The 24,371-nt window shown below is 47.9% G+C and carries 19 protein-coding genes and 1 tRNA gene; 8 read left to right on the forward strand and 12 right to left on the reverse strand.

The window, feature by feature from the left end:
* Positions 1-60: 60 nt before the first annotated feature.
* The gene (locus ACTQ53_RS02750; protein ID WP_441931934.1) at positions 61-2,118 is read right to left on the reverse strand and encodes a TonB-dependent receptor plug domain-containing protein; all 2,058 of its coding nucleotides are present in this window, start codon (positions 2,116-2,118) and stop codon (positions 61-63) included.
* An 821-nt stretch (positions 2,119-2,939) separates the two neighbouring features.
* Here ACTQ53_RS02750 and ACTQ53_RS02755 point away from each other — a divergent pair.
* The 4 genes from ACTQ53_RS02755 to aat all read left to right on the forward strand — a co-directional run bounded on the left by ACTQ53_RS02755 (position 2,940) and on the right by aat (position 6,833).
* Complete coding sequence (locus ACTQ53_RS02755; RefSeq protein WP_153122913.1) at positions 2,940-3,446, forward strand: flavin reductase family protein; 507 nt, start codon at positions 2,940-2,942, stop codon at positions 3,444-3,446.
* A gap of 10 nt (positions 3,447-3,456) precedes the next feature.
* Entirely contained in the window at positions 3,457-3,759 is a 303-nt protein-coding gene (locus ACTQ53_RS02760; RefSeq protein ID WP_153122911.1) for an ATP-dependent Clp protease adaptor ClpS, read from the forward strand.
* Between the two features lie 167 nt (positions 3,760-3,926).
* On the forward strand, positions 3,927-6,161 hold the full coding sequence (locus ACTQ53_RS02765) for an AAA family ATPase (RefSeq protein WP_441931966.1): 2,235 nt from the start codon (positions 3,927-3,929) through the stop codon (positions 6,159-6,161).
* Positions 6,162-6,167: 6 nt separating this feature from the next.
* A complete protein-coding gene (aat, locus tag ACTQ53_RS02770; protein WP_441931936.1) occupies positions 6,168-6,833 on the forward strand; it encodes a leucyl/phenylalanyl-tRNA--protein transferase in 666 nt (221 codons plus the stop codon).
* Positions 6,834-6,926: 93 nt separating this feature from the next.
* On the opposite strand, the gene pafA is transcribed toward aat, so the two are convergent.
* From pafA to ACTQ53_RS02790, 4 genes are all read right to left on the reverse strand, one after another.
* Positions 6,927-8,537, reverse strand: a complete 1,611-nt coding sequence (gene pafA, locus ACTQ53_RS02775; protein WP_441931937.1) for an alkaline phosphatase PafA — start codon at positions 8,535-8,537, stop codon at positions 6,927-6,929.
* A gap of 81 nt (positions 8,538-8,618) precedes the next feature.
* Positions 8,619-10,589: a heavy metal translocating P-type ATPase gene (locus tag ACTQ53_RS02780; RefSeq protein ID WP_441931967.1), complete on the reverse strand. Its 1,971-nt coding sequence runs from the start codon at positions 10,587-10,589 to the stop codon at positions 8,619-8,621.
* A 414-nt stretch (positions 10,590-11,003) separates the two neighbouring features.
* Entirely contained in the window at positions 11,004-12,587 is a 1,584-nt protein-coding gene (locus ACTQ53_RS02785) for an AAA family ATPase (protein ID WP_441931939.1), read from the reverse strand.
* Positions 12,588-12,783: 196 nt separating this feature from the next.
* Positions 12,784-12,857: transfer RNA gene (locus ACTQ53_RS02790), tRNA-Ile, on the reverse strand.
* A 177-nt stretch (positions 12,858-13,034) separates the two neighbouring features.
* On the opposite strand from ACTQ53_RS02790, the gene ACTQ53_RS02795 reads away from it, so the two are divergent.
* The 4 genes from ACTQ53_RS02795 (at position 13,035) to ACTQ53_RS02810 (ending at position 18,495) form a co-directional block, all read left to right on the forward strand.
* Positions 13,035-15,674 carry a calcium-translocating P-type ATPase, PMCA-type gene (locus tag ACTQ53_RS02795; RefSeq protein ID WP_441931940.1) on the forward strand — a complete coding sequence of 880 codons (2,640 nt, stop codon included), beginning with the start codon at positions 13,035-13,037 and terminating at the stop codon, positions 15,672-15,674.
* Positions 15,675-15,713: 39 nt separating this feature from the next.
* Positions 15,714-16,652: a bifunctional riboflavin kinase/FAD synthetase gene (locus tag ACTQ53_RS02800; RefSeq protein ID WP_441931941.1), complete on the forward strand. Its 939-nt coding sequence runs from the start codon at positions 15,714-15,716 to the stop codon at positions 16,650-16,652.
* Between the two features lie 51 nt (positions 16,653-16,703).
* Entirely contained in the window at positions 16,704-17,537 is an 834-nt protein-coding gene (locus ACTQ53_RS02805) for a CPBP family intramembrane glutamic endopeptidase (RefSeq protein ID WP_294967810.1), read from the forward strand.
* Positions 17,538-17,616: 79 nt separating this feature from the next.
* Complete coding sequence (locus ACTQ53_RS02810) at positions 17,617-18,495, forward strand: hypothetical protein (RefSeq protein ID WP_441931943.1); 879 nt, start codon at positions 17,617-17,619, stop codon at positions 18,493-18,495.
* Between the two features lie 599 nt (positions 18,496-19,094).
* Here the strand turns inward: ACTQ53_RS02810 and ACTQ53_RS02815 are convergent.
* From ACTQ53_RS02815 to speA, 7 genes are all read right to left on the reverse strand, one after another.
* Positions 19,095-19,364, reverse strand: a complete 270-nt coding sequence (locus tag ACTQ53_RS02815) for a DUF2442 domain-containing protein (RefSeq protein ID WP_294967814.1) — start codon at positions 19,362-19,364, stop codon at positions 19,095-19,097.
* A gap of 4 nt (positions 19,365-19,368) precedes the next feature.
* Positions 19,369-19,659 carry a DUF4160 domain-containing protein gene (locus tag ACTQ53_RS02820; protein ID WP_441931944.1) on the reverse strand — a complete coding sequence of 97 codons (291 nt, stop codon included), beginning with the start codon at positions 19,657-19,659 and terminating at the stop codon, positions 19,369-19,371.
* On the reverse strand, positions 19,652-19,945 hold the full coding sequence (locus ACTQ53_RS02825; protein WP_294967818.1) for a nucleotidyltransferase domain-containing protein: 294 nt from the start codon (positions 19,943-19,945) through the stop codon (positions 19,652-19,654). The genes ACTQ53_RS02820 and ACTQ53_RS02825 overlap by 8 nt, the downstream gene beginning before the upstream one ends.
* Before the next feature lie 402 nt (positions 19,946-20,347).
* On the reverse strand, positions 20,348-20,848 hold the full coding sequence (locus ACTQ53_RS02830) for a pyruvate ferredoxin oxidoreductase (RefSeq protein ID WP_153122262.1): 501 nt from the start codon (positions 20,846-20,848) through the stop codon (positions 20,348-20,350).
* Positions 20,838-21,353: an RNA polymerase sigma factor gene (locus ACTQ53_RS02835; RefSeq protein WP_294967820.1), complete on the reverse strand. Its 516-nt coding sequence runs from the start codon at positions 21,351-21,353 to the stop codon at positions 20,838-20,840. The genes ACTQ53_RS02830 and ACTQ53_RS02835 overlap by 11 nt, the downstream gene beginning before the upstream one ends.
* 249 nt (positions 21,354-21,602) lie before the next feature.
* A complete protein-coding gene (gene argB / locus ACTQ53_RS02840) occupies positions 21,603-22,373 on the reverse strand; it encodes an acetylglutamate kinase (protein ID WP_441931945.1) in 771 nt (256 codons plus the stop codon).
* Positions 22,374-22,476: 103 nt separating this feature from the next.
* Complete coding sequence (gene speA, locus ACTQ53_RS02845) at positions 22,477-24,369, reverse strand: biosynthetic arginine decarboxylase (protein ID WP_294967823.1); 1,893 nt, start codon at positions 24,367-24,369, stop codon at positions 22,477-22,479.
* Positions 24,370-24,371 lie beyond the last annotated feature (2 nt).

A 24,371-nucleotide genomic window follows, 5' to 3' on the forward strand; every position in this document is an offset into this window, starting at 1 on the left:
GATATCCGAATCGTGTTTCGGATATTTATCATCTTTTGGGATGATTATTATCTGATTATATTATCGGCCGAGATTTACGCTGGCTCCTGCCATAATCCACAAACCTGGCTGCTTAACAGCTGTGAGGTCGTAGTAGCGGTGGCAAGTGATGTTGTCGGCTTTCACGAAGATATTGTATTTCTTCTCATCCCACATCAGCTTGCAATCCACCTTGGTGTATGGATGATAGCCATTCATTCTCTGCTGCCATCTTACGCTCCAGGAAGCTGAAAGCTTGTTCCAGATCTGATGATCCAGACCGAATACAGCCTTGTGCTTCAGATACTCCAATGCATAGAGTGATTTCAGAATGTTTGTCTCGGTCTTATGATCCTGATAGATGTAAGCATAACCCAACTTGATGCGGGTGATGAAACTGTTTGGTACCAATTCCCTCATGTAGATAGTAGCATCTACGTTGTAGCCCATGTTGTTGAGCTTTCCGATGTTCATCACGTGATACTTGCTGTCATTCTGCTCGGTCACGGATGTCTGAACCCAGTCAATCATGTTGGTGCCGTGTGCGTAGAATCCGCTTACGGTTGCGGTAAAACCAGTCTGGCGATACTGGGTTCCTACCTTGAAGGTGGAGTTTTTCTCTGGATTCAGGTTGATGTCGCCCTGCTGCACCACATTACTTATATATAAGTCGGTGTAGGTAGGCATTCTCAGAGCCTTGTTCCAGGATGCGTAGAACTTCCAGTTGTCGTTAGGACGATAACTCATATCTACACCAGGATAGAAACGGAAGTCGTTGTCCAAACCAGTATTCTTGTTAGCCAAGATACCAGCCGACAAGGTGAAGCCGCCGAAGATGAAGTTGTGCTCCAACATGATGTTGGTGTTGGTGCGCTCACCCTTTCGGGTATATTGACGGTCGGAACCCGAGATGTCCTTATAGTCTTTCTCTGTGAGTTCCTCGCCCAATGCAGTAGAGTAGATGCACTCCTTGCTGATATCGAAGCCCACTGCGGTCTTACCCAAAGCCCAAGCCACGTTGGCATTCAGACCACCACCATAAACATCTAGGTCGTGATAGTTCTCGCCCGCTTTGGCTCCAGCCATACCGCGAATCAACTGATAGTGATCCTTGAATTTGTTATAATAGAATTGAGGCGCAATCTCCCAGGTCTTCTCCTGGTTGTGCAGACTCAGGTTGAGCGAAGCCATACCGTGGTCTGTCTTCTCATATTGGTTGTTGTATTTGGCGCTGTAGAAAGTGTTGGCACCGTAGCTCTGGGTAGCAATACCCAGCTGGGCGATGATGTCGAAACGCTGGTCGTAAGAGAACGAGAGATTGCCGTAGCCCTGTCCCTTCTCGAAGTCGCTGTTCTCCGTGCCGCCATCCGAGCGCTTGTAGCCTCCGCTTACGGAATAAGCCTGAGTCCACTTGCCCGTTTCAAAAGCCGTCTGCACACGCCCCTGTGCTCCGAAACTTCCAAAGCTTCCGCCTTCTACACTTGCAGATACTCCATCATTCTTTGCCTTCTTGGTCACGATATTGATGGCACCATTAAAGGCTGAAGTTCCGAATACGCGCGATGCTGCCCCCTCGAGCACTTCGATGTGGTCGATGTCAGCAAGAGCTACAGGAAAATCAGAAGCATTGTGACCAGTCTGTGGATTGGAAATGTTGACGCCATTCAGGAGAATGGTAATCTGGTCGAAGGTTCCACCATTGATGGAGATATCCGTCTGAACACCAAAGCCACCACGCTGACGGACATCCACGCCGGTAGCTAATTTCAATACATCGTTGATAGTCTGCGCAGCCGCACGATGAATATCGTCGCGGGTAATGACAGACACAATCTTAGGTGACTGCTCTACAGTCATCGGCGCACGAGATCCGGTAACGCTCACCGCATCCAGCTCGTAAGCCTTTCCGCCCTTGTAGAGGGTAGAATCAACCTTGGCTCCCTCTGTGCTTACGCCTGCTGCCTTGGCATGGCTCAGGGTAGCAACGCTGAGTGCACCAACAAGTACCTCTCTTCCCAAAACTGCGAAGAGTGAGTAGTTCTTGTTAGAGAATCGGTTGAACTTCAAGCTGTTGCGCTTGTTGAAAATTGTTTTGTACATTAAATAAAATGTTTATAAATGAATAATAAATCGAAGCCGCAAGCCTGCACGGTTTTCGGCATTCGGGGTGCAAAGGTACTGCCTTTCCTCGAAAAGACAAAGCAAAATGTGATTTATTTTATTTCCATCGTAAAGTTTTAATTTAAATCAAGCGAATTTGTATTTTACTCTTCACTCTTCACCTTTTCGCCTGAAATGCCGATAAACACTGGGGGTGTGAGAGGTGAAGAGTGGTCCTTCACTCTTCACCACTCTTCACCACCCTTCACCTTTTTTTGAAGTTTTCGTCCTTTTGGGATTAATTGTTTTAGGGCTTTTGGTCCGTTCCTGCACTAAATGCGAGGATTCTCTTACTAGGAAAAAATAATCGTCCTGTAGGAGATTTTTTTCTGTCACGACGTTTCGTTTTGTGCCTGGTCGGGGCAAAATATTGCCACGGCAAGGGCAATATTTTGCTCTCCTGAGATAAAAAACTGAACGTCAGGACGCTGTTCAGGTGAAGGGTTGTGAAGAGTGGTGAAGAGTGAAGGACCACTCTTCACCTCCCGTAATGCCGATAAACACAGGGGTTCCCGGCGATTTGGTGAAGAGTGAAGAGTAAAATCGAGAGTGGCTTTTATGCCAATTGTTTTGAGCAGGATGCAATCTATTCCTATCTATTTTGCGATTTTCTTGGAGAATCATTTGCTTTTTCAGATTATTCTTGTATCTTTGCAACTGATATGAGCAGCCTTCGGCAATGACTTGGCATGGCTTTTGCTGAATGCTGTATGATTTCATCATTAAAACTATTAGTAAATAAAAAGAAAGAAACAGATAAAATGGAAAAGATCAACGTAAAAGAACTGAATGATAATATCTTCGACACGATAGGTAAGGAGTGGATGCTGGTTTGTGCCGGCAATAAGGAGAAATTCAATATGATGACCGCCTCATGGGGCTGCCTGGGATGGCTTTGGAACAAGCCGGTGGCAGTAGTTTTTATCCGTCCGGAGCGCTTTACTCACGGCATCATCGAGGAGAATGAATTCATGACCCTCTCTTTCCTCGGAAATAGCGAGGAGGCTCGAAAGATATATAACTTCTGCGGTTCTAAGAGTGGACGTGATTTCGATAAGGCAAAGGAAACAGGATTGACTCCTGTAGAGACCGATAACGGCAGCATTGCATTCGAACAGAGTAGACTCACCCTGGAATGCCGCAAACTCTATAAGGACAATATGACAGCGGAGAAGTTCCTCGACAAGGACTTGCTGCAGTGGTATGGTGCCAAGGGTGGATTCCACGATGTCTATGTCGTGGAGATTACCAATGCTTATACAAAGTAATAATTCAAATATGGCTCAAGAACAGACAGCAATTCGTGAACGCCAGAAAACGAGGCTCAAGGAGCCGGGGCGTTACGTGGTAATGATGTTCAACGACGACTTTACACCGATGGACTTCGTGGTAGACATCCTCGAAACCATCTTCTTCAAGTCGCAGGCTGAGGCTGAAGCAATCATGCTCAAGGTTCATCACGAAGAGAAAGCCGTGGTGGGCACCTACAGCTATGACATCGCCAAGAGCAAAGTGGAGAAAGCGATGGAGAAAGCCCGTACGCAGAAGTATCCCCTGAAGCTCACTTATATGCCAGAATAATAAATGGGAATTTAGAGGGAAGTGAAGGCAAGTTAGAGTGATTTTTGGGGGCGATAGCTCCTAGAATGATATTTACTTTTTTCGCTTTCCCCATAAAAAAGAAGGGAAAAGAATAGATGGATAGTATGGGATTAACCCGATATATGAGTGTCTTGATGGATGACGCAATGAAGCAGGCTCGGTTCTTCGACCATGAGTTTGTGATGCCGGAGCACATGCTCCTGTCATTGCTCCGCCAGTATGCCTTCTGCCAGGCTTTGCAGGAGGAGGGCGTGGATAGTTTCAAGATGCACGAGGACTTGGTGGGATGGCTCGCCAAGCAGGAGCGTGTGCCTGAAAATATCAAATATCTGCCAGAGCCTTCATCGCTCTTCAAGACGATGTTTGGTACGGCTTGCGCCTTGGCTGCTGCCGCTGACCGAAAACTCGTGAACGTGCCTCATTTCGTACAGGCAATGTTTGGCTTGCAGAATTCAGAAGCCGCCTTCCTGCTGTGCAAGAATGTGGGCGACCGGCAGGGCGAGTTCCTGGCGAGTGTGGATAGCTATTATCCGCTGGAAAACGAGGCTGCGGAGGCTAATATAGGCATAGGCGCCGACTATGATGACGACGATTATGACAATGACTATGATGAAGACGAGGAGGAAGGCAGAAGCCGACAGCCTCAGGATTGGCATCATCTGGTTACCTGTATCTCTGATAAGGTGGAGGAGCATAATCCGCTTATCGGCAGAGAGCAGGAACTGGATAGAACCATCCAGGTGCTCTGTCGTGCCGAAAAGAATAATCCGCTTCACATCGGTGAACCGGGTGTAGGCAAGACCGCCCTGGTTTATGGTCTTGCCAAGCTCATCAATGAGAATCAGGTTCCTAATCGTCTTAAGGGAGCCCGCATCTATGGTATGGATATGGGACAGATGCTTGCCGGCGCCCAGTATCGTGGCGATTTCGAAAAGCGTATCAAGATGGTGATGGAGGGAGCCGCCAAGGAAGGCAACACCATCATCTATATTGATGAGATTCATAATATGATAGGTGCAGGTCGTGGCTCTGATGGTGGACCTGATGCATCCAATATGCTCAAGCAGTATCTGGAGGCAGGCGACATCCGTTTCATCGGCTCTACCACCTACGAGGAGTTCAACCGCTACATGGCTCAGAGCAAGGGCATCGTGCGCCGCTTCCAGCAAATAGATATCAAGGAACCTACCGAGGAGGAGGCTATCAAGATATTGGAGGGCTTGCAGTATAAATACAATAAGTTCCACAACGTGACTTATCGCAAGGACGCTCTGGAATATGCCGTCCGTGCCAGTGCCAAATACATCAGCAACCGCTGTCTGCCTGATAAGGCCATCGACCTGATGGATGAGGCGGGTGCTTATCTGGAGGTGCATCCTGTGGAATATCGCCAGCGTTCTTACGTTACCAAGGCGATTATCCAGCAGATTCTTACCAAGGTCTGCAAGATAGATGCGGCTGCCATCAAGGATGAAAACAATGATTCTCTGGCTACACTCCGCCAGCGCATACTCGACAAGATCTATGGTCAGGACAAGGCTGTGGATAAGGTGGTTGAGGCTGTGATGATGGCGAAGGCAGGACTGGTGGACGATGACAAACCGATGGCTTCGCTGCTCTTCGTGGGGCCTACGGGAGTGGGTAAAACCGAGGTGGTCCGTGTGCTGGCTAAGGAACTCGGCATCGAGCTGGTGCGCTTCGATATGAGTGAATACACCGAGAAGCATACCGTGGCTAAGCTCATCGGTTCGCCTGCCGGATACGTGGGTTATGAAGATGGCGGTCTTCTTACCGATGCCATCCGCAAGACACCAAACTGTGTACTCCTGCTCGATGAGATTGAGAAGGCGCATAGCGACATCTACAACATCCTGCTTCAGGTGATGGACTATGCCCGATTGACCGACAACAAGGGGCAGAAGGCAGACTTCCGCAACGTGATCCTCGTGATGACATCGAATGCCGGAGCGCAGTATGCTTCGCAGGCAAATGTAGGTTTCAGTGGCAATGTAACCCGTGGCGAGGCGATGTTGGCTCAGGTAAAGAAGACCTTTAAGCCAGAGTTTATCAACCGACTTTCCGATACCGTGGTGTTCAACGATATGGATAAGCACATGGCAGAACTGATTCTTGCCAAGAAGCTTCGTCAGCTCGATGCAAAGTTGGCAGCAAAGGGAGTTTCCATTACGCTTACCGATGCGGCAAGAGAGAAGATTCTGGAGTGGGGCTTCACCAAGGAATATGGAGCCCGCGAGATGGACCGTGTCATCGGCAACCGCCTGAAGCCAATCCTGATGAAGGCGCTGCTCTTCGGCAAGCTCAAGAAGGCAGGCAAGGGCTGCGTAGATTTCGATGGTAAGGAATTGGTGATTAATTGTTAGAAAGCGATGATATTACAGATAGATGAAAATGCGGAAGAGATTTATTTTCCCGATCCGCATTACGGCGATGACGACGGATGTTTTGCGATAGGTGGCGACTTGAGTATCGACCGCCTGCTGCTGGCTTACAGCAACGGCATCTTTCCCTGGTATAGCTTTCGCGACCAGCCGGAGATTCTCTGGTTCTGTCCGATGAAGCGCTTCGTCATCTTCCCGGACGAAATCCACATCAGTCATTCCATGCGCACCCTGCTGAGGAAGAACCGATACAGCGTGGGAATCAACGAAGATTTCGATGCTGTGATTCGTGCCTGCAGCAAGACCAATGGCCGCTATGAGGAAGAGGGTGCCTGGTTGGGCGAAAACATCATCCAGGCATTCACCGCCCTTCATGAGCAGGGCTTTGCGGCAAGCGTGGAGGTATGGGATAATGAGACCGGTGAACTGGTAGGTGGACTTTATGGCGTCACCATCGGTAAGGTCTTCATTGGCGAGAGCATGTTCTCCAGGGTTCCGTCGGGTTCAAAGATAGCCCTCATCTTCCTGGCTCGTTATCTGCAGGAGCATGGAGGTAAGATGATAGATTGTCAGCTGGAAACCCCGCATCTCAAGTCGATGGGTGGCAGATATATTTCCTACGAGGAATATATGGAAATCATGAATGATGAATAAGAGTGATTCTTCTGAGAATGGATAGAAGAACTTCTTTTGAATAAAGAAATAAAGGCTAGGTTCCCAGAATCGGGAATCTAGCCTTTATTTTATTTAGAATATCGGTGTGCCTATGCAACCGTTAGGTGCCTGAATATGCAGCATCGCACAGACGGTAGCGGCAATATCCGTCATATAGTGAGGCTGGGCACTCTCGCCGTGCTGGATGCCCCAACCCATAAACAGGCAAGGAATATGGATATCGTATGGATTCCATGCTCCGTGGGTAGTTCCCTTTCCGTTGCCGTATTCGTAGTGGGCTGGCTTCAGTACAATCTGGACGCTTCCGCTGCGCTCACGGTTGTAACCGTTGATGGCACGGAACTTCAGTTCTTCAGGAATGCTCTCTGTGGAGGTCTTCTCCATGTCGAAGGCATAGTGCACGTCCTTGTCTTTCTTCAATCTGTCTACTACCACCTGCTTGATGGCTGCGTAATCCAAACCGAGTTCTTCGATGATATCTGTGTTGAAGAACACCTGGTAGTTCATGATCGTCTTCACGAGATCCTTGTCGGTATTGAACTTAGCTTTCAGAATCTGATTCAGCTCTTCTACCAATCCCTTTTTGTTCCAGATGCCGGCAGGGATTCGCTGATCCTGCAGGAAGGTAGCGTTGTTCACGCCTCCATGGTCGGCGGTGAGGAAGGTGAGATAATTTCCCTTGCCCACGGTCTGGTCGAGATAAGCGAAGAAATCTGCCAAAGCCTTATCTAATCTAAGATAGCAATCTTCAGTTTCGATAGCGTTTACGCCCACCTGATGACCGAGGTAATCGGTGCTTGAGCAGCTGATGGTTAGCAGGTCAGTATCTGTGTTTCTACCCAGGTTCTCGCCCTCGATGGCAGCCTTGGCAATATCGAAAGTCAGGTTGCAGCCGAATGGAGTGTTGCGGAGAATCTTGTAACCATGCTTTTTATATAAGGTAGGCAGGTCGAGTGGCAATACAGCCTTCTCGCCCTCAGCGATTCCATTCTCGTAGTTGTTGTCATCGCTGGTGCTTTCCTTATAGGAATCGATAGGGTAGAGCGTCTCCCATTTCTTGGAAAGATACTTGTTTGGGAGTTTCTGCTTGTTGAACTTGTTCACCCACTCTGGCAACTTATCCATATAGAAAGTACTGGTGATGAACTTACCCGACTTGTCATCAAACCAGAAAGCGCCATTGGCGTGATGGCCCGCAGGGAGGATGGATGCTCTGTCTTTCAAGGCTACACCAATCACCTTAGAGCGGTTGTTGGTAGCCAGACGGAGTTCGTCGCCGATGGTGGTTACCCACAGATTGCGAGGCGACATCTTGCCAGCCTTGCTGTCGGCACCTACAGGGTTAACGGTATCGTCGGCAGTACAATTCACTACCTTTCCATCTTTCACGAAGTTATTTCCTGCAATTCCGTGGATGGAAGGAACGGAACCGGTCCAGATAGAAGAGTGGCCGATGGCTGTAACCGAAGGAATGTAAGGAATCTTGCAGTTTTCTACGCTGAATCCTTCTCCGAGCATTCTCTTGAATCCGCCTTCGCCGTAGCGGGCGTAGTAGCGATAGAGATAATCCCATCGCATCTGGTCGATTACGATGCCTACAACGAGCTTAGGTCGTTGAGGCTGAGCCTGTGCGATGCCGCAGAAGCAGCAGAGCACGAAGATGAGTTTAAAAATCTTATTCATAGTCAAAATGTCTTTTTTATACATAACCATTCAGTATTGTATATTATAATTCGGTTGCAAAGATACAACTTATTTTGGTATTTAACGATAAAAAAGACGATTTTTACCCAAACTTCTCATGGCGTTCAATACAGCCAGTACCGTAACACCTACATCGGCAAAGACAGCCATCCACATGGTTCCAAGACCAATGGTGGCGAGAATCAGTACGGCAACCTTCACTCCGATGGCAAATATCACGTTCTCGTGAGCGATATGAATGGTTCTTCTGGCTATCTTTACGGCAAGGGCAATCTTTCTAGGGTCATCATCCATCAGTACTACATCGGCAGCTTCGATGGCTGCATCGCTACCCAGTCCACCCATGGCAATGCCCACATTGGCACGTTTCAATACAGGGGCATCGTTGATGCCATCGCCTACGTAAGCGAGCGTCTTGCCTGCAGGTTTCGTCTTCAGCAGTTGTTCTACATGCGAAACCTTGTCGGTTGGCAGCAGTTCTGCGCGGCACTCGTCCAGTCCCAGTTTGTGGGCAACATCTTCTCCCACTTCTCTGCGGTCACCCGTCAGCATTACCGTTTTCTCCACTCCCAGTTCTTTCAGCTCTCTGATGGCGTGGGCACTTTCTTCCTTAAGGGTGTCGTTGATTACAATATGTCCCGCGTACTTGCCATCAATGGCGACGTGGATGATGGTTCCCACCTGGTTGCAGTCGTGCCATTGGGCACCGATGCTTTCCATCATCTTCTTGTTGCCCACGCAAACCACCTTTCCGGTCACTTGGGCACGGATACCCTGTCCTGCAATTTCCTCTACATCGGTCACCTCGCAGCCATCTGTTGCTTCTTGCGGGAAGGCAGTACGCAGGGCTGCTCCGATAGGATGAGTGGTGAAATGCTCGGCATGAGCTGCCAAATGCAGCAGAATCTTCTCCTTGTCAGAATATTCGCCAATATGCACATTATCTGCATTGTGGGATGGATGGTCTGGGCAGGAAGCGTCTGTATGAACAGCTGCCACGGCAAACTCTCCGTGGGTCAAGGTACCCGTCTTGTCGAACACAACGGTTCCCACCTTGGCTAAAGCATCCATATAGTTGCTGCCCTTGATGAGAATACCGTTCCGGGATGCTCCACCGATGCCGCCAAAGAAGGTGAGGGGCACGCTGATGACCAGGGCGCAAGGGCAGGAAACCACCAGGAATATCAAGGCGCGGTTGAGCCATAATGGGAAGTTCTCGCCAAAGGTTCCTTCACCTACGATTCCTGTTGCTGCCAGGAATGGAGGAATAACTGCCAGGGTAATGGCTGCGAAAACAACGATAGGAGTATAGACTCGGGCAAAACGGGTGATGAAAGCCTCGCTCTTCGACTTATTCTTGTCTGCACTCTCTACCAGAGAGATAATCTTGGATACGGTACTTTCGCCAAAACTCTTTGTGGTGCGTACACGAACCACTCCCGACAGGTTGATGCAACCGGACATGATAGTATCGCCTTCGTTCAAATCCCGTGGCATACTTTCTCCCGTCAGGGCAACAGTATTCAAGGCAGAATTGCCCTCAATGACAACGCCATCCAGAGGCACTTTCTCTCCCGGACGGATTACGATAGTTTCTCCTATCTTGACGTCTTCCGGCGAAACCGACTCTACTTTTCCGTTTCTTTCGACGTTCGCCACGTCTGGTCGGATATTCATCAGATGTGAAATACTGTCACGGCTCTTTCCTTCTGCATATCCTTCGAAGAGTTCGCCCACCTGAAAGAAGAGCATCACAAAGACTGCCTCCGGGAATTCTGTATCTGATCCTGGGAAGAATCCGATGCAAAGTGCTCCGATGGTAGCGATAGCCATCAGGAAGTTTTCGTTAAACATATCGCCCTTGGCAATGCCTTCTGCAGCTTCGCCCAGCGTCTCGTGTCCTATTAATAAATAAGGAATGAGATAGACGAGGAGTAACTGCCAGGTAGCCAGGTCGTAATTCTTTTCGATGAAAACAGCTGTTATCAGGAGAATAACAGTTACACCGATAAGGATGAGTTTGGATTTCAAACCGCCTTCTTCATGGTGATGATGGTGGCAACCGCATCCCTGGTGCTCATGTTCTTCTGTGGAGCATGAGCAGTCATGATGATGTTCATGATGATGTTCGTGAGAATTTTCACAATGGCATTCATGATGATGTTCGTGAGAAAGTTTCATTTCTTCCATAATTTTGCAATACTTTTAGTTCTATATAACCAGGAACATTCAGTTCCTTTTTCTATTTCGGTTGCAAAATTACGAAAAGGTTTCTGCAACTTGGTTGCAAAAGCTCCAGTTGCCCTCTTTTTTGCCGGATACTCTTACTCAATCGTCTGGCTTCTTGGGCAAAGTAAGAAGAAACGTAAAGATGATAGCTCATCGAGATGACATTCTCGAAAATGAAGGGCATGCCGTATCAAGTAACGACATGCCCCTATTGCTTTATTCTTCATTTACCATTTCCCAATCCAAAACGCCTTTGCCTTCTTCGTCTAGTTCTATGCCTAAGCCTACTACCTCTCGCTTGTCGGCCTTGAAAGGCTCCAGGTATTGTCGGTCATGAATTTGCTTGATGGCAGCTTCCTTGCCACCATTGTTTCTTAACTTCAACTCTATTACGTAGATGTGATGAGTTGTTTTGACAATGAGGTCGATTCTGCCAGTAGAAAGCATGTGCTCTACTTCCACCTTCAAGCCGATGGCATTCAAGATGGTACTGATGATCAGTCGGTAACGCTCTTCCATATCCATGGATGCCAACTTCTTGTTGCTGTAAGGCACATCGGCAACCAATACTTTGAGCGCTTTCATCGCTTTGTCTAACTCTTTATATTCCAAATATTGGTACAACTGCGCTTGCAGAGACTGCGTATCAGCCTCTTGTCGCATGGTCAATGCAGGCAGTACGCATTCGTAGAGCGCCTGTTTTACCTCTTCATTTGGGAAACCTAGGTGATAGACATTTCCTACGCACGATTTGATGGTGAGATAACCTGATTGATATAAGAAGAGTTCTGGACCTCCGCCAGTAACATCGGAAGTCTCCAATGTGTTGCGGAGAATCATGCAATCCTCAAAATCAGGTAGGCGCAACTCAGCATCTTTAATGAACTTCGGCAGCATGGAAGTGGCTCCCGATGATGCCCAATAACTGTTGAGATCCTGGGTGTCAAGCGCATTGATGAGGCTGAAAGGATTGTAGACGTCAACCATGTTTCTGCGACTGAAATGGTAACCGTCGTAGTAGTCCTTCAGCTTGTCGTGGGTTTCCTGTAAAGTCCATCCGTTTACCTCTGCCATTTTTTCAAGTTCAGGCTTGAAGTTTTCTTTTATCTCCTCCTCAGTGATGCCGCAGATGGCTGCATATTCAGGGAGGAAACTGATGTTGGTTAAATTGTTGAGCACGGAGAAAAGGGAAATCTGCGTAAACTTGGTGATGCCTGTGATAAAGACCAGACGCTCGTATTCATCATCGGCCTTTAAAATGGCAAAGACTTCACGATATACCTCGGTGCATGCTTCGTGTTCCGGGGTTTTCCAGGAGTGCTGGAGTGGAGAATCATATTCGTCGATGAGGATGGCAACCTTCAAGCCCGTCTGTTTGTATGCCGTCGTAATGATGGCATCAAAGCGGTCGGCAAGCTGGGCGGTAGGATCGGGAGTGATGGCATACTTCTCTTCGTAGTATCCGAATCGCAGATTCAGGTACGAACGCAAGGTTTCTGTATTGGCTCCTCCACGGCTCATGTCGAGTCGAATCACAGGATATGCCTTCCAGTCCTTTTCCAAGTCCATGATTTTGAGACCTTCGAAGAGTTCCTTTCTTCCTTCAAAGTAACATTGTAGCGTATCAATGAGCACAGACTTTCCGAATCGGCGAGGACGGCTCAAGTAATTATACCTTCTACCTTTGTTCGCCAAATCCCAAATGATGTCAGTCTTATCAACATAGAGATAGTTTTCTTCTCTTATCTTGTTGAAAGATTGTATGCCTATAGGCAGCTTTCTGTATTCATTGTTTGCCATAATCCTTTCTCCTTTATTTGTATGACGCAAAGATACGGCAAATAATTGAAACCACCAAATTTTAAAAGAGGAATTACGGTGTTGCTTTTAGGATGTACATTCTTTCTGCATGCTTGAATGCGCGGTTTCAATCATTGTTTCCTGAAAACGAAAAAAGCAGTTAAGCACTTTCTGCTTAACTGCTTGATTTTCAAAGTGGACCAGCTAGGGCTTGAACCTAGGACCTCCAGATTATGAGTCTGTTGCTCTAACCAACTGAGCTACAAGTCCATTGAATTTTTATCAAATTCGAGTGCAAAGATACTAGATTTTGGGCAAATAACCAAATAAAATCTTAAAAATTTTCCTTGAATCAGAAAAATAGCGTATCTTTGCACCAAAAATTATGTGCGCACACGTGCGTATGTACTTATTAATCGTACAAAAGAAAAGTATTTCTATTCAGAAATGGACATAGACAAAAACAAAAGAATCGGTCTTACCGACGAACAAGTAAAACAGAGTAGGGAACAGCATGGCAAAAACGTGCTAACCCCTCCTCAACGTACCTCATTATGGAAACTGTATTTGGATAAGTATCGCGATCCGATTATCCAGATACTTCTTGTGGCGGCTTTCGTATCCCTCATCCTCGCTTTTATCGAAAAGAATTTCATGGAGACCATCGGTATCTTCGTGGCTGTTTTCCTTGCTACTACCGTGGGCTTCTACTTTGAGCGCGATGCGGCCAAGAAGTTTAATCTGCTCACGGCACTCAGCGAAGAGCAGCCGGTTAAGGTGCGCCGCAATGGTAAGGTGATGGAAATTCCGCGCCACGATGTGGTGGTGGGAGATGTGGTACTCGTGGAAGTGGGCGACGAGGTGCCTGCCGATGGCGAACTCATCGTCTGCAACGACCTGCAGATTAATGAATCTGCCCTTACGGGCGAACCCGTTACCGAGAAATCTCTGGAGGGCGGTGGCGATGGAGCCTATCCACGCAACATCATCCTCCGTTCTACCATGGTGATGAATGGTAGGGGCGAGTTCGTGGTTACTGCCGTGGGCGATGCTACCGAGATTGGTAAGGTGGCGAAGAAATCTACTGAACAGACTTCGGTGGAGACACCGCTACACATGCAGCTCGATAAGTTGGCAAAGATGATTTCCAAGGTAGGCTCCGTAGTATCTGTGGCAGCCTTCTTCATCTTCCTGATTCATGATATCCTCACCAACCCGGCATGGGGCGGCAAGGATTATTTCTATATGGCAGAAATCGTGCTGAAATACTTCATGATGGCTGTTACCCTGATTGTTATGGCGGTGCCTGAGGGATTGCCGATGGCGATTACCCTTTCTCTGGCGCTCAACATGCGAAGAATGCTGAAGTCGAACAATCTGGTGCGCAAGCTTCATGCCTGCGAAACCATGGGTGCCGTTACCGTGATCTGTACCGATAAAACCGGTACGCTTACCCAGAACAAGATGCAGGTGAGTGCCCTGGAACTCAAGCAGGGCGATGAGGCGCTGCTCGATACTGCCATCGCCCTCAACTCTACAGCCGAGTTGAATGACGGCAAACCTATCGGAAACCCTACCGAGTCGGCTCTCCTGCTCTGGCTCGATGCCCAGGGCAAGGATTATGAAGAACTCCGCAAGCAGGTGAATGTGCTCAAGCAGTTGCCTTTCTCTACCGAGAGAAAGATGATGGCAACCTTGGCAGAAGTTGATGGCGAGACCTATCTCTTCGTGAAGGGTGCGCCTGAAATCGTGATGAAGAAATGCATCATCGAAGATAGAATGCTGAGACAGTCAGCCGAAGAACTCGACGAGTGGCAGCATAAGGCGATGAGAACCCTGGCGTTCGCCTATAAGAAGATAGAAACTTCTATCATGAGAACTTCCAGAACCTCTACTGCCGAAGTGGTAGCACTTCTCGATGCCAACGATCTTCAGTTGCAGGCCATTGCAGCCATTGCCGATCCTATCCGTCCTGATGTTCCTGCTGCCGTGCAGGAGTGCCGCCATGCGGGTATCGAGGTGAAGGTGGTTACGGGTGATACGGCTGCCACCGCCTTGGAGATAGGCAAGCAGATAGGTGTCTTCGAAGATGAACCTGAGAATATCGGAGCAGATGGCTCTCTGACCTCGCTCGACCAGCAGATGATTACGGGCGAACAGTGGGAGGCTCTTTCTGATGAAGAGGCTTACGAACGGGCGAAGGATATCCGTGTGATGAGCCGTGCCCGTCCTACCGATAAGCAGCGACTGGTGGCCATGCTCCAGAAGCGTGGCGAGGTGGTTGCTGTAACAGGCGATGGTACCAACGATGCTCCGGCACTTCACTATGCCCACGTGGGCTTGTCGCTGGGTTCGGGAACTTCCGTGGCTAAGGAGGCTTCGGATATGACCCTGCTCGATGATTCCTTCAAGTCTATCGCCAACGCCGTGATGTGGGGACGCTCGCTCTATCGCAACCTGCAGCGTTTCCTCTTCTTCCAGTTGGTCGTGAATGTGGCAGCCCTCCTGCTGGTGCTTGGCGGCTCTGTCATCGGAACCGAGATGCCTTTGACGGTTACCCAGATTCTCTGGGTGAACCTCATTATGGATACCTTCGCAGCCTTGGCACTTGCCTCATTGCCTCCATCTCACGAGGTGATGAAGGATAAGCCACGCAAGGCATCCGATTTCATCATCAACAAGAGCATCGGTTTCGGTATCCTGTTCTGTGGCATCGTCTTCTTCCTCGTGATGTTTGCCCTGCTGGTTTACTGTGAGCGCAGAGGCAAGGGTGGAGTAGATGTGCATGAACTGACCATGTTCTTCACCACCTTCGTGATGATCCAGTTCTGGAACCTCTTCAATGCCAAGGCGCTGATGAGTCATCACACCGCCTTCCGCCATTTCCTGAAGGATAAGGGAATGATACTGGTGCTTGTTCTGGTATTGGTGGGTCAGTGGATTATCGTCACCTTTGGTGGCGAAATGTTCCGCACCACACCATTGTCGCTCCACGAGTGGCTGCTCATCATCGGCTCAACCTCTGTTGTGCTCTGGGTGGGCGAGCTATGGAGAGCTTTTAAGAGAATGATGGCAAAGAGAAGATAACCCACAGGGGATTCTTCTGATATGAACGATAAAGATAGAATGAATACAATACATTATAACGATACCGTGCAGTTGCCGCCATGTGTGGCAACCATCGGTTTCTTCGATGGGGTGCATCGGGGACATCAGTTCCTGATTCATCATCTCGTAGAGACAGCACGAAAGGATGGCTTGCAATCTACCGTCATCACCTTCGATGCGCATCCCCGCAAGGTATTGCAGGCGGATTATCAGCCTGAGATGCTGAGCACGCTCGATTCCAAACTGCTGCTGCTTTCGAAGGCGGAAGTGGATAATGCCGTGGTGCTGCATTTCAACAAGGCGATGGCTGCCATGTCGGCAAGAGAGTTTATGCAGCAGGTGCTCCACGACCATCTCAACGTAAGGAAACTCTTCATCGGCTACGACCATCGCTTCGGTCATAACCGCGAGGAGACTTTCGAAGATTACGTGCGCTACGGCAGGGAGATTGGCATTGAGGTAATCAGGAACGAGGCCTTCCAGATAGATGGCATCAACATCTCTTCTTCCGTAATCCGCTCATTCCTGAAAGAGGGAGAAGTGGAGATGGCAGCCCGGTGCCTCGGTTTCCCTTACACCCTCATCGGAAAGGTGGTGAATGGATTCCATGAAGGCAGAAAACTCGGCTTCCCTACAGCCAATCTCGATATCTCGCATTTCGGACAGTTGATTCCTGCTCCTGGTGTCTATGCCGTAAAGGTAAGACTGGAGAATTCGGTGGTATGGAAGAGAGGAATGATGAATGTGGGCAATCGCCCAACCTTCAATGGCAGACAACTGACGCTAGAGACGCACATCTTCAATTTCGAAGGCGATATTTACGACCAGCTCTTGCTCGTAAGCTTCGTGAAGCGAATAAGGGGCGAACAGAAGTTTGACAGTCCCGAGGAGTTGGCGGCGCAGCTGAAAGAGGATGAGCAGACCGTGCTGGATCTCTTTGAAAAGGAAGCGGAATGATAGCGAGAATGCTATTAACTATAAACGATTAATTATAAAACAGTAAAAGCAATGGCAAAGATTAATTTAAAGAGAGGTTTGACGGATATCGTCCTCTACCTTATTATATTTATAGTAGTACAGATTATCGTGATGTATGCTGGCGTAGGAATCTGGGCGGGCATTAAGGGCGAAGGTTACCAGGCAACGCTCCTGGCTATCAGTTCGGGCAGCAATCCTATCCTGACGGCGCTTACCTCAGCGTTCAGCAACGTTATCACCCTCGTCATCTTCCTGAAGACGAAGTGGACACCGCTGACCCGCGATTATCTGCTTTCCAAGCCTTGGGCAACGCTTCTCTGGGTGGCATTGTTCACCCTGGGAACCATCATTCCTCTGGAGTTCATCTATGAGCAGATAGGCATCGAGATGGACGAGAATGCCGAGCAGATACTCGCATCGCTCATGAAGGAGCCTTGGGGCTATGTGGCTATCGGCGTTTTGGCGCCTTTTGCTGAGGAGGTTGTGTTCCGTGGAGCCGTTCTCCGCACCCTGCTGGGTCTTATGAGCAAGAAGAACCATTGGGTAGCCATCATGATTTCGGCTGCCATCTTCGGTCTGGCTCACGCCAACGTAGCGCAGTTTGTCAATGCCCTCCTGCTGGGCTTACTCCTGGGTTGGATGTATTATCGCACCAAGAGTCTTGTTCCGGGCATCCTGCTCCACTGGGTGAACAACACGATGGCGTATGTCCTATCCAATATCATGCCGCAGAGCGATGGCAAGCTCATCGACCTCTTCCATGGCGATGAGAAGACCATGTATTATGCCGTAGGCTTCTCTCTCTGCATCATGATTCCAAGTTTTATACAGATGATTATCAGATTAAAGAAAGCAAAGGCTTAAGAGATAATAAACGAGTAAAAAGGTTACCTGAATGGGTAGCCTTTTTTCAGATATATAATCAGATAGATCAGTAGATTTTATGAAGATAATAGAAAGCAGCATTATAGGAAAGAAGAGCCAGGAGGCTTGTGAGGATGGAATGGTAGTTACCGATGATTTCATCGCTGTGATTGATGGCAGTACGAGCAAGACTCCGAAGCATCTCAATCCTGATATGAAGAACGGAAGATACGCCATGATGCTTATCTCGGAGTATATTCGTGAGGAGTTGAAAGCGGATGCCTCGGTAGATGATTTCTGCCAGGGTGTGACAGCCTACATATATAATAAGGTGTATGAAAAGCTAGGGGTGGAAGAGCGGTTGCAGGAACATCCGGAAGAGCGGCTTACCGCCTCGGCTATCCTTTATAGCCGGACAAGAAATGAAGTCTGGATGGTGGGCGATTGCCAGGCCATCATCGATGGAAAGCTTTATGAGAACGGCAAGCCTTATGAGCAGGAGATTGCCAGGAAGCGAGTGGAGCTGATAGAACAGGGCCTTTCTCCTGCCGAGGCTAGAAAGCAGATAGAGCCATTGCTTATCAAGGCGATGCTTTCGGGGCAGAACCGGACCTATACGGTTATCGATGGATTTCCTATCTATCGGGAGGGAGTGAAGGTTGTCTCTGTTTCAGATTCTTGTTCTGTTCAAGATTCTGTCCCAGCATCAGATTCAGTCCCTTGTTCTGACTCTGTTTCTGCATCAGGTACAATTTTTGTCTCCTCCTCCGAGATTGTATTGGCTAGCGATGGCTATCCTTTCCTGAAGCCAACCTTGGCAGCGAGCGAGGCGGCATTGGTAGAGCAGATTGCCAACGACCCTCAGAACATCCATTCCTTTATCGCCACCAAGGGCATTGTTGAGGGCAATAAGAGCTTCGATGATAGAACCTATATCCGATTTTCGGTTGAAAAATAAAACACGGACAAATTGAATTTGTCCGGCTCTTTTGTCCGGATGCTTGTAACTATCCAATAATCAGTTGTTTATAAGTCATCGGACAATTTGTCCGTGTTATTTTTTTAACATGAAATCATTAAAAAAAACAAGGATTTTGATTCGGTAAGCGATGAGTTGCCAAGAAGAAAACGATGACTTCTGTACCGAGAACCGGTGAGTTTTGGGGAAGAAAACTATGAGTTAGATTCGTTAACAAAGAGGGCAAGGAGTTAACAGGTTAACAGTTAACAGCTGTTTTTTGCATCCTCCCCCTCTTTCCCATACCTTATGTTATATATAAATATATATACTTATTATTATATGTGAGTGGGGAGTAGTATGCATTTTCGGACTGTTAACTGTTAACCTGTTAACCCCCATCAGGAAAACCTCCCCATGGATAATCATGTTGCCACTATGGGTTGGTTCTATTGTCTGCCCTTTTTCGGCAGAATAACCGTATTGATGTTCCAATACATGATAGGGCACATCATTATGATGCCCCATCACTTTGTCTTTTCCTATCCAATTAAGTGCTGGCATTATATCTATAGTTTATGGGAGTGAGGAGTAAGGACTTATGCCTCTTCATGTGCATAATTAGCGTAGTTACCTAAAATTTGTTCGATATGGATTACTTCTGGGCATGAATCCCATGTGAAGCCACCTCCCATTAGATACCAGTTGTTTCTTTCTTTAACAGGCACTTTCTTCATGCTTGGAAAAGCAGAAATAGGCATCGTTATAGAACGACCGTCTTGCAGGGTAACTTCAAACTTACCTCTCTTTGGGAAAGATACAGCCTTGATTTTAGGCTTCACATTCCAATAACCTTCATTCTGATACATATTTTTACTTTTTTATTTTTATTATTCTTATAGTTTTACCTTCCTTGAATTGCTTCCATTGGTAAAGCAGTTTAGTTTGGTATCTCTTTGCTATATCAAGAACCTCTTTGGCTTGTTTGTCAGTGAGGTCTCCTTGTTTTGCCATTTCTACTTCTGGCTCCAACCAAATCTTACAGAGTTCTTCTGTTCCTCGCTTACCTACATGAACATGAGCTCTGTTCTCATGGAAATTTGTGTTATAGAACAGAAAGTTCCAAATGATTTTGGCTGTTATGTATAGAAGAACTTTAGGCATAAATCCCCTCCTTCATGATTCTTTGTTTAAGCAAGCCATTCATCCTGTCTCTTACCCTAACCATATCGACCATGGCTCCAAACAACTTTTCCAAGTCGGTTTGTATCAAGTCTAATGTCAAGAAAGAAGGAGCCTTGCCTTCGTAACAAACGTCAACATCACTCTCGTCAATCTGTTCACCACGAGCTACTGAGCCAAAGATGCCAATCTTTGTCAATCCATATTTTGAAGTAGCGATACTCTTGTACGACTTCAAAAGGTTTAGTATTTCAGATGTTGTCTTCATTGTTATAATATTTATGTCCTTCATTTCACTCTTTCATACCCTTCGTAATAGTACGACAGCTCGATGCCCTTGAAGATGACTTCTCGGTTACGTGATTTCATCTTGTAAGACGCCTTATTACGGACCCACTGCAAAAATACAAACTTTTTTCTAAACTCTCGCATAAATGAGGAAAATATTTTCATTTATCATTCGTTTTAAGTAATAAGTCCATTTGGTGCATATTATCCGATAAAAGGCAACCCGTGAGGGCTGCCTCTTACCATATAGCAAGGGCTGCCAGTACATCCTGGCAGCCCTAATACGTTAGTATGTTATGAAAAATTTGAGAGAATTGAAACTTCACAGTTTCATAATTGTTTTACTAAACATGATTTTTATATAGAGAAAGCATAGAAATAACTACTTCAATATCGTAGGAGTTGCATTGGTGGTGCTCACCTGGTCGATGCCCGTGCGCTGCATGGAATCAACGGCAGCAGAATCGCCCATGGCTACGGAAACACCCTTTCCGCTCTTTGTATATCCTACGTTTTCAATCTGATTATCGACATCGTTCTGGAAAGGAACCTGAGCAGCATTGCCCAAGGTCAAGACGATAGCTACTACGGCAGCAGCCTTGAAGAGCGGCTTCAGGCGCTCTGTCAATGAAACCACCTTCGCCTTGTTTGGCTCCTTGGTGTATTCATCCTCAATCATCGCCATCATCTTCTGGTCGAAGTCATCACCCAATGTCTCATGCTTAGCCTCACCCATTTCGTAAGAGAAGAGGGCTTTATATGGCTTCAGCTCGGCAGGCAACTCGTCCTGGCTGAAGAATGCGCGGAGAATCTCCTCCTCTTCGAGAGAAGTCTCTGCCTTCCAATAGCGGTCCAAAAGTTGGTTGATGTACTTATAATCCATAACTGTCGAATTGTTGAAATCTTTGTTTAACTGTTTGTCGAGCCCTGTAGATATTCACCTTGACCTGGTCTTCGGTGATGCTGAGGATGTCTGCTATTTCCTTATAGGATTTTCCTTCGATGTCTCGAAGTTGCAGACAGCTGCGCTGCTTCTCGGGCAGTTCATTAATGATGTTCCTTACGATGTCCAGCTTGTCTTTCTGAATCATGCGTTCGGAAGGAGTGGATGATGTCTCGTCGAGCCTTTCCGTGGTCTGCTCTTCCAGTGAATCGTTCTGATTATCCATCTTCTTGATGCGGTCGATCGAGAGGTTGCGGGCGATGGTGAGGCTGTAGGCCTCGATTGAGTCAAGCTCCTGCCATCTTTCGCGGGCATTCCAGACTTTAATCATCGTATCCTGCACAACGTCTTCCGCTTCCTCCCGGTTGAGAGTAATGCGAAGGGCCAGCCTGAAGAGTTTATTCTTCAGTGGCAAAACATCGTTTTGGAAACTGATTTTTTTCATCCCTCTATAATTAATGACGACTTACCTGTAAGAAAGTTACAGGCCAGTACTAAAAAAGTTATTATTTAACAATCTCTAACAAATTTGGCGTGGAAAGCTTTTGCCTTTACAGGGCGATAGCAGCCCACATTCCTAACCCCAGGGGGCTACCCTGGGCTAAGAGCTTTTGGGCCTTAGCCCGTACTTGAACCACATGTGAAAGAGTAAAAAAGAAGAGTGATGAATTTTTCACTCTTCGTTCTTCACTTTTCACTTAATAACAGTTCCGTGCTTCCCGTCGATGGCGGTAGCGAGGGTGATAATCACCTCTTTCACACCTGCGTCGATGGCTGCAAGGGCATTCTCCAGTTTCGGAATCATGCCGCCTGCCACGGTACCGTCTGCTTTGTATCTCTCAAAATCGGCATGGGTAATCACTGGAATCACGCTGTCGTCATCCTCAGGATTGCTGAGTACGCCTTTCTTTTCAAAACTGTATATCAATGTCACGTCGTAGTAAGGAGCCAGAGCCTTGGCTGTCTCGCTTGCGATGGTGTCGGCATTGGTATTGAGGATATTGCCCTTTCCGTCGTGGGTCAATGGAGCCATCACGGGGGTAATGCCTTCGTTAATCAGGGTCTGGAGCATCTTGCCGTTGGCATGCTCCACGTCGCCTACGAATCCGAAGTCAATGCCGTCCTTCAATGGGCGCTTATGACTGTGGATTACGTCCATATCAGCACCTGTCAGGCCGAGGGCATTCACGCCGTTAGCCTGAAGCTTGGCAACCAGGTTCTTGTTGACCAAACCGCCATAAACCATGGTTACCACCTCCAGCATATCTGCATCGGTGATGCGACGGCCGTTTACCATCTTGCTCTCAATGCCGAGGGCTGCGGCTACCTTGGTGGCACGGCGTCCACCGCCATGTACCAATACTTTCTTGCCGGGAATGGCTGCAAAATCCTTCAGGAGCCGTGCCAGCTGCTCGCTGTCTTCAACGATGGCACCGCCAACCTTTACTACTGTTACTTTTTCCATATTGTTACTTTGAACTTTGAACATTGAACTTTGAGCTTTGAACATTGAACTTTATGATTAGTAAAGCAATTGAATTCTTCACTCTTCACTCTTCGTTCTTCACTTACTGAAGATATGTGTATCCAAAGAGACCATTGCGATAGGTGCCCAGGAATTCCTTACCCTCATCGAGAGAAATCTTGCCTTCCTTCACACTCTTGGTTACCCACTGCTCCAACTGGCGGACGAGCTTCTTAGGATTGTACTGTACGTAATCCAAAACCTCCTCCACGGTCTCGCCATCGAATATCTGGTCGATGCAGTACTTGCCATCCTTTACAGAGATGTGGGCTGCATTGGTGTCGCCGAAGAGATTGTGCATATCGCCCAGAATCTCCTGGTAGGCACCTACGAGGAACACACCGAGATAGTATGGTTCGTTCTTCTTCAATGGATGAAGTGGGAGAACGTTGCCGATATGACCGTCGGTTACGAAGTTGGCTATCTTTCCGTCGCTGTCGCAGGTGATGTCCTGCAAGGTAGCGTTGCGGGTAGGGCGCTCGTCCAGGCGCTGGATAGGCATGATAGGGAAGAGCTGGTCGATGGCCCAACTGTCTGGCAGGCTCTGGAACAGTGAGAAGTTACAGAAATACTTGTCGGCAAGAATCTTATCCAATCCTCTGAGCTCCTCAGGCACGTGCTTCATGTGCTTGGCAAGACTGTTGATCTCGTGGCACACGCTCCAGTACATCGCCTCAATCTCGGCACGGGTCTTCAAGTCTACGATGCCGTGAGAGAAGAGCTGCAAAGCCTCGTCGCGAATCTGCTCAGCATCGTGCCAGTCCTCCAGCATGTTGCGTGGATTCAGGTTGTCCCATATCTCATAAAGGTCCTTCACCAGCTGGTGGTCGGTTTCCTTTGCCTCAAACTCCTCTGGCATTTCCGGCAGGGAAGCAGTCTCCAAGACATCAATCACCAATACGGAGTGGTGGGCAGAGAGCGAACGGCCACTCTCGGTGATGAGGTTAGGATGCTCGATATTGTTCTTGTTGGCTGCATCAACGAAGGTGTAGACACAGTCGTTTACATACTCCTGGATAGAATAGTTCACGGAGCTCTCGCTGCTGGAAGAGCGGGTGCCGTCGTAATCCACGCCAAGACCACCGCCACAATCAACGAAATCTACATCGTAGCCCATCTTGTGGAGATTGATGTAGAACTGTGCAGCCTCTCGGAGAGCCGTCTGGATGCGGCGGATCTTGGTAATCTGGCTTCCGATGTGGAAGTGGATGAGGCGCAGGCAGTCGTGGAATCCCATCTCCTCAATCTTGTTGAGGGCGGTGAGCAGTTCGGCGCTTGTCAAACCGAACTTCGATGCATCGCCACCGCTCTCAGCCCATTTTCCTGAGCCGGAAGAAGCGAGCTTGATGCGGATGCCGATGTTTGGCTTCACGTTGAGCTTGCTTGCCACCTTGGCGATGATGTCGAGCTCATTGAGCTTTTCTACCACGATGAAGATGCGCTTACCCATCTTCTGTGCCAGCAAGGCAAGTTCGATATAGCTCTCATCCTTGTAGCCGTTGCAGATGATGAGCGAATCGCTCTGAGCCTGTACGGCGATAACGGCGTGGAGTTCAGGCTTGGAGCCTGCTTCCAGACCGAGGTTGAATTTCTTGCCGTGAGAAATAATCTCCTCAACGACTGGTTGCATCTGGTTCACTTTAATAGGATAGATGACAAAGTTTTCTCCCTTGTATCCATACTCTTCCTTTGCCTTTTGAAAACAGCTGGCTGTCTTCTCGATGCGGTTGTCGAGGATGTCTGGGAAACGGAGCAGTACGGGAGCGTTGATGTCGCGTAATGCCAACTCGTCCATGATGTCGCGCAAATCAATCTGCGTGTTATCCTTGCATGGAGTTACATAGACATCACCCTTGTCGTTGATGCCAAAGTAAGAAGTGCCCCAGCCACCGATGTTGTAGAGCTCCTTCGAGTCTTCAATAGTCCATTTCTTCATTT

Origin of the sequence: Prevotella sp. Sow4_E9_plate (assembly GCF_052116205.1) — a bacterium.
Lineage (GTDB): Bacteria > Bacteroidota > Bacteroidia > Bacteroidales > Bacteroidaceae > Prevotella.

Excerpts from the sequence above, each read along its gene's own strand:
- pafA (WP_441931937.1), bottom strand. The coding sequence starts at position 8,537 with ATGAATAAGATTTTTAAACTCATCTTCGTGCTCTGCTGCTTCTGCGGC.
- ACTQ53_RS02785 (WP_441931939.1), bottom strand. The coding sequence starts at position 12,587 with ATGGCAAACAATGAATACAGAAAGCTGCCTATAGGCATACAATCTTTC.
- ACTQ53_RS02835 (WP_294967820.1), bottom strand. The coding sequence starts at position 21,353 with ATGAAAAAAATCAGTTTCCAAAACGATGTTTTGCCACTGAAGAATAAA.
- ACTQ53_RS02810 (WP_441931943.1), top strand. The coding sequence starts at position 17,617 with ATGAAGATAATAGAAAGCAGCATTATAGGAAAGAAGAGCCAGGAGGCT.
- ACTQ53_RS02750 (WP_441931934.1), bottom strand. The coding sequence starts at position 2,118 with ATGTACAAAACAATTTTCAACAAGCGCAACAGCTTGAAGTTCAACCGA.
- speA (WP_294967823.1), bottom strand. The coding sequence starts at position 24,369 with ATGAAGAAATGGACTATTGAAGACTCGAAGGAGCTCTACAACATCGGT.
- ACTQ53_RS02760 (WP_153122911.1), top strand. The coding sequence starts at position 3,457 with ATGGCTCAAGAACAGACAGCAATTCGTGAACGCCAGAAAACGAGGCTC.
- aat (WP_441931936.1), top strand. The coding sequence starts at position 6,168 with ATGATATTACAGATAGATGAAAATGCGGAAGAGATTTATTTTCCCGAT.
- argB (WP_441931945.1), bottom strand. The coding sequence starts at position 22,373 with ATGGAAAAAGTAACAGTAGTAAAGGTTGGCGGTGCCATCGTTGAAGAC.
- ACTQ53_RS02825 (WP_294967818.1), bottom strand. The coding sequence starts at position 19,945 with ATGAAGACAACATCTGAAATACTAAACCTTTTGAAGTCGTACAAGAGT.
- ACTQ53_RS02765 (WP_441931966.1), top strand. The coding sequence starts at position 3,927 with ATGAAGCAGGCTCGGTTCTTCGACCATGAGTTTGTGATGCCGGAGCAC.
- ACTQ53_RS02830 (WP_153122262.1), bottom strand. The coding sequence starts at position 20,848 with ATGGATTATAAGTACATCAACCAACTTTTGGACCGCTATTGGAAGGCA.
- ACTQ53_RS02800 (WP_441931941.1), top strand. The coding sequence starts at position 15,714 with ATGAATACAATACATTATAACGATACCGTGCAGTTGCCGCCATGTGTG.
- ACTQ53_RS02815 (WP_294967814.1), bottom strand. The coding sequence starts at position 19,364 with ATGTATCAGAATGAAGGTTATTGGAATGTGAAGCCTAAAATCAAGGCT.
- ACTQ53_RS02805 (WP_294967810.1), top strand. The coding sequence starts at position 16,704 with ATGGCAAAGATTAATTTAAAGAGAGGTTTGACGGATATCGTCCTCTAC.
- ACTQ53_RS02820 (WP_441931944.1), bottom strand. The coding sequence starts at position 19,659 with ATGCCTAAAGTTCTTCTATACATAACAGCCAAAATCATTTGGAACTTT.
- ACTQ53_RS02795 (WP_441931940.1), top strand. The coding sequence starts at position 13,035 with ATGGACATAGACAAAAACAAAAGAATCGGTCTTACCGACGAACAAGTA.
- ACTQ53_RS02755 (WP_153122913.1), top strand. The coding sequence starts at position 2,940 with ATGGAAAAGATCAACGTAAAAGAACTGAATGATAATATCTTCGACACG.